The sequence below is a fragment of the Microcystis sp. M53598_WE2 genome (genome assembly GCF_030067735.1).
Taxonomy (GTDB): Bacteria; Cyanobacteriota; Cyanobacteriia; order Cyanobacteriales; family Microcystaceae; genus Microcystis; species Microcystis aeruginosa.
This window is the reverse complement of record NZ_JASJFE010000339.1, coordinates 1-5,459: the sequence shown is the minus strand read 5'-3', so window position 1 is coordinate 5,459 and position 5,459 is coordinate 1. Positions and strand designations below refer to the sequence as shown.

Annotated in this window: 3 protein-coding genes and 1 pseudogene; all 4 read left to right on the top strand. The window is 46.9% G+C overall.

The features are described 5' to 3' along the window. Positions 1–144: 144 nt before the first annotated feature. Positions 145–2,151: a PP2C family protein-serine/threonine phosphatase gene (locus PX636_RS07410; protein ID WP_288116623.1), complete on the top strand. Its 2,007-nt coding sequence runs from the start codon at positions 145–147 to the stop codon at positions 2,149–2,151. 144 nt (positions 2,152–2,295) lie between these two features. Next, positions 2,296–3,345: a hypothetical protein gene (locus tag PX636_RS07405; RefSeq protein WP_002798288.1), complete on the top strand. Its 1,050-nt coding sequence runs from the start codon at positions 2,296–2,298 to the stop codon at positions 3,343–3,345. Positions 3,346–3,494: 149 nt separating this feature from the next. Continuing rightward, entirely contained in the window at positions 3,495–5,093 is a 1,599-nt protein-coding gene (locus PX636_RS07400; RefSeq protein WP_288116622.1) for a SpoIID/LytB domain-containing protein, read from the top strand. Between the two features lie 233 nt (positions 5,094–5,326). After that, positions 5,327–5,459, top strand: a pseudogene (locus PX636_RS07395) (RNA-guided endonuclease TnpB family protein); the annotation flags it as partial.

The following is a 5,459-nucleotide window of genomic DNA, read 5'->3' as shown; positions in this document are numbered from 1 at the left end:
TGGCACTGTCAGCATTAATTATTCCTGATCGAGCCACAAAGGGTAAAATTTGGGAAACATTGCAATACACTGGCAGTCATCGTGGATAAAAACACGCTATTTTATTAACCTATACTAACCGCGCTTTAGGAGTCAGCAGTTTTCATGGATTCCGTGATAACCCTCCAATGTCAAAACCTAACCTGTCTATCCCCGAACGCTCTCACTAATAGATTCTGTGAAAAGTGCGGTACTCCTTTAGTTAAGCGCTATTTATGGATGATGGGTGATTGGGTGAGAACCTATTATCATGTTGGCGAGCTAATTGATAATCGTTATTTGGTCAAACAACCACAAATTGTTCTTGATACTAAACCCGCTCAAGCACCCCAAGCACCGGACGAACCTCCTAGCTGGATTTCCCTCTACCTAAAATTGTTACCCTTCCATCTCCACATTCCCCAAGTCTATGGCTATATTCCCAGTCCCGATGAACGCCTAAATATGGACATCTGGCTGTTGGAATACGGCAATATTCCCCTCGATGAAACGGGAGAATTAATTTATCCGGAACTATTGCCCACTCTAGCCGAGGTTTGGTCGCAAGCTTCCGATTTAAGACAAATTCACTGGTTATGGCAAATGGCCAAACTCTGGCATCCCCTTCAGAGAAAGGCTGTAGTCTCTAGTCTGCTCAACCCTTCACTGACGAGAGTGAATGATCAGCTGCTGCAATTGCTAGAATTAAGCAAAGATGAGGCCACCGCTCCCAATTTAAAAGATTTAGGAGCTTTCTGGACCGGTCTGATCCCGACGGCAGCCGCTAATATTCAAGATTTTCTCGTATCCCTGACCCAAGAGCTAGAATCCGGTGATCTCGATCGCCCGGAATCCCTGATTGCTATTCTCGATTATGCACTACAGCACTACGGTGGAGGTCAAGAACGCAGCTATGAGATTTTTACCTGCACTGATACTGGTCTGCTGCGGGAACACAACGAGGATGCCTGTTATCCCCCGACTAATCAGGCCATAACCCTCGCTCATGGTCAAAATCCCCTGGCGATTGTCTGTGATGGCATCGGCGGTCAGGAAGGGGGCGAAATCGCTGCTCAATTGGCGATCGAAACCCTGTCTAGGGAAATTAATCCCAGTCCCACCACTAATATTGAAATCTATCCCGATAGTTACAGTCTTATCCTCGAACAGGCGATTCGTGTCACCAATGATCTGATCAGTCAACGCAATGATCAGGAGTCAAGACAAGATCGTCAGCGCATGGGTACGACTCTAGTTATGGCTTTTGCCCAGGCCCAGGAAATGTACGCGGCCCATGTGGGGGATTCCCGCATCTATTGGATTACTGCCCACAGTTGTCATCAAGTGACGGTGGATGACGATCTCGCTTCCAGGGAAGTGAAATTAGGCTATCTCCTCTATCGTGATGCCATACAGTATCCCAACGCCGGGGCCTTGGTGCAAGCTTTGGGCATGAGTAGCGCCACTAATCTCCATCCCACGGTTCAGAGGTTGATTATTGATCAAGATTGTGTTTTTCTCCTCTGTTCCGATGGTTTAAGTGATTACGATCGGGTAGAACAATACTGGGACAGTGAAATTGTGCCTCTTTTGCGAGGAGAGAAAAATGTAACCGCCGTGGGGGAAAGTTTATTACAACTAGCTAACCAGAAAAACGGTCACGATAACTCCACCATCGCCCTAGTTTATTGTCGGGTAGTTCCTGCGGCTGAACCTGTCAGGCCTTTAGTTTATGCTGAGGCCAAAGAACGGATTATTGCCGATCTTAATGACCAAGATTTTGATCACAGCGAAGACACCTACCCCGGAGAAGAAGTGGTGACAGCAATACCCACTCCCCCCCCCGCATCTTCTTCGGTTTCTAGTCGTACTTCTCCCCCCGCACCCACTAGGGTTTCACCCCTAGTCGTAGTAGCGATCGCTGTCGGTGTTCTCGGTTTGCTGGCTGCGATCGCTTGGCAATTCCTGAGTCGTCATCCCGCTTCCAATCCATCGATTTCTCCCGCACCTGTCACCAGTCCGAGTCCCACGACCGGGACGACACCTTCCGCACCTGTCACCAGTCCCACTCCGGTGACGACACCTTCCGCACCTGTCACCGGTCCCACTCCCCCCAATGCTTCTCCTAACTAGGGTTTGATGAAAAAGTTGTTCGTGGGGACAGGGTGTGGGGTGTGGGGTGTGGGGTGTGGGGTTTTACCTGATGATTAATCGGCTTGTCGGGGGTTGCCAGAGCGAGTTAAGATAAAATGCCCGATTAACTGCCGAGTCTATCCTATGGTTGATGCTGCGACATTCTCCTCCGACACCTCCGCGATCATTGATGCCTTTGAAACGCCTCTAGAGTTTAACTTTCAACTGCCAGATCCCGAAGATGAAACCATCCAAGATCATGACTTTCAGCAGCAACTGGATTCTTTTTGGAAAGTTTGCGATCGCTTTGATTTGCAAACGGAAATCTGGCGGGGGCGAATTTTGCGAGCTATTCGCGACCGGGAAAAGCAAGGCGGTGATAGTCGCGGTACAGGCTTTTTAAACTGGTTAAAACAGCGAGAAATCACTAAAAGTCAAGCTTATGCTCTGATTCAATTGGCTAATAGTGCCGATACTCTCCTGGCAGAAGGACAACTGGATCCCGATAGTATCAATAATTTTAGTAAACGCGCCTTCGTGGAAACGGCCAAATCTGCCCCCGAAATTCAAAAATTAGTCAGTGATGCAGCCCGACAAGGGGAGAGAATTACCCGTCGGGAGGTGAAGCAATTGGCCGATGAATGGACAGCGATGAGTTCAGATTTACTACCCGATGAAGTGAAAGAAAAAGCCAGCGATGGTAGTTTACCGGCGCGTCATCTCGCTCCCTTAGTGAAAGAATTAGAAAAGTTACCCGATACTCATATCGACACTCTCCGTCAAGAAATCGCCGCTAATCCCGATGTGGACACGGTAAAATTAATCACCTCGGAAGCACGCAGTTTAGCCAAATATCTCGATGCGGCGGCCCAAGTACAAACTCTCCGACGGGGTAATTTAGATATTGAAATGGCTCTAGAAGAAGCTTTGCGCGTCGATTGTCTAAATACGGCGGCGGACCTGGTTAAACAAGCCACACAATTAGAGCAGGCCGTGGCTAAACTTTATACTACTTGGAAACGTTTAGGTAGTTTGTCCGATCGCCTCTATGTGGATACGGGAGCAAGTAATCCCCATCTGCGATCGATGTTAACCTGTTTGGAAAGTTTAACCAGTGAAGTGATCGAAGTAGAACTGGATGAAGGTGGCCAGAAAATGGTACGTTTACGCATTATCAGCGATGGGGGAAGTTAGATGCTTTGTTGGTGGTTGGGTGTTGGGGTGTTGGGGTTTTAGTTGAAATTCCCTCATTACCCTATTCCCCCATTCCCCTAACGGCTTGCTGCTATAATCTCTGATTATCCTCAAATTTTATGAAAACTTATTAACAGATACTTGACTTTATGCTAAAAATCAAGGAAAAAAAACCAATAATTAGCATCGGTTCCATAACTGCGGCGATCTTGCTCAGTTTAACCCTAATTCCTGCCGCTATAGCCAAGGATGTCCTTCTGAGAGTGGGCATTGTCCAACGTTTTGGCGATGAAGCCAAGGAAAAATTAACCCTGAGTAGTACCAGTGGTGATAATCTCACCCTGCGGGTGGTGGGAGAAGATGGCCAATCCCAAACCCTGCAAACCAATCGCCTACAATTAGAAGTTATTCCCCGTCCTCTCGCTTCTCCCATCCTCCAAGAAAAAGTCATTTTGAGCGACCACGCCACCTTTGAAACCGCCGAAAATAGTGCCAAAAATTGGGCAAAAATGGGCATTAAAGTGGAAATTACCCAACCCGGACGCTGGCAGGTCTGGGCAAAGCGAGAAGTTTATGAAAATCCCCTAGTGCGACGTTGGTTGCTGACCAGTTTGCAAGCCAAAGGCCACAATCAACCCTATATTAATAGTGTTTTACTCAAAGAAAAGCCGCAAGTTTCTTTCCAGATCAACGGGGTGCGCTATTTTCCCAAAGAATTAGAAATCGAGAGCCAAAAAAACCTGATTCAAGTCACCCATAGCCCCGATCAGGTACGTTTGTACGGGGGAACCATGGGCCTACAGCCCAACGCCTACGGCACTTTTACCCTAGTTAATAACGTTCCCCTCGAAACCTACCTGCGTGGGGTTGTACCCCACGAAATCGGTCATGATGCCCCGGAAAGCGCCACCCAAGCGCAAACTATTATCGCCCGTACCTACGCCCTCCGCAATCTCCGCCGTTTTCAAGCCGATAATTACGAACTCTGTGCCGATACCCATTGTCAAGTTTATTATGGATTGACGGGAACTAATCCCCGGGCTGATCAAGCGATCGCAGCCACGCGAGGCCTGGTTTTAACCTACCAAAATGAGTTAGTGGATGCCCTTTATTCCTCTACCACCGGCGGAATAACTGCTCTCTTTAGTGATGTTTGGGATGGGGAGGAAAGACCTTATCTCCGGGCAGTGGTGGACTCCCCCAATCGAGTCTGGGATCTCTCGAAACAATCTCTCGCTAATGAGACAACTTTTCGCCAGTTTATTAATCTTAAAGATGGTTTTAATGAGACGGGCCGACGGGTTTTTCGCTGGCAAAAACAAGCTTCTTTAGCTGATTTGAGTCAAGACCTAGAAACCTATCTAAAACGCAGAAAACATCCCCTCGCCCATTTCCAGAAAATCCAATGGATGGAAGTGACTAAGCGCTCTCCTTCCGGTCGGATTCTGACTATGACCGTTCAAACCGATAAGGGGATTTTGGAACTGCATAAAAATGAGGTGCGTAGTGCTTTGGGACCGCCTCGCAGTACCCTATTCTACATCGATCCTATCTACGATACCAATCGACAGATCCAGGGTTATAACTTTATTGGTGGCGGTTTTGGCCACGGGGTGGGATTAAGTCAATTTGGTTCCTATAATTTAGCCCGTTTGGGTTGGTCTCCCGAACAAATTCTCGCTTTCTATTATCCCGGCACCACCATTCAACCTCTCAATAATTCGATTGTCTTTTGGCGAGGAAATTAATCAGTTATCAGTTATCAGTTTCTGAAGGCAATAGGCAATAGGCAAGAGAAAGGCTCTGACAATTCTCCTACCTAAAAAGAGGATTAGAAACTAAGTAAATCAAATGTTTGACTAAAATTTACCGAAATTTTGGGTTAAAGCCCCGTCCTTTTAGGACGGCTTTTTAAACTATAGCTTGTTAACTTAACTTTTATTGTGCTATACTGATTTTATCTAAGTAACCCGTGCGTAAAATGTTTGTCTTAGAGTTTAAAGTTAAAGCTAAAACTCAACAGTATCAAGCCATAGACGATGCTATTCGTACTGCTCAATTCATCCGTAACAAATGTGTAAGGTTATGGATGGATACAAAAGGTACGGGTAAGA

Bases quoted from the DNA above. Each gene is read 5' to 3' on its own strand.
- PX636_RS07410 (WP_288116623.1), top strand. From the start codon at position 145: ATGGATTCCGTGATAACCCTCCAATGTCAAAACCTAACCTGTCTATCC.
- PX636_RS07405 (WP_002798288.1), top strand. From the start codon at position 2,296: ATGGTTGATGCTGCGACATTCTCCTCCGACACCTCCGCGATCATTGAT.
- PX636_RS07400 (WP_288116622.1), top strand. From the start codon at position 3,495: ATGCTAAAAATCAAGGAAAAAAAACCAATAATTAGCATCGGTTCCATA.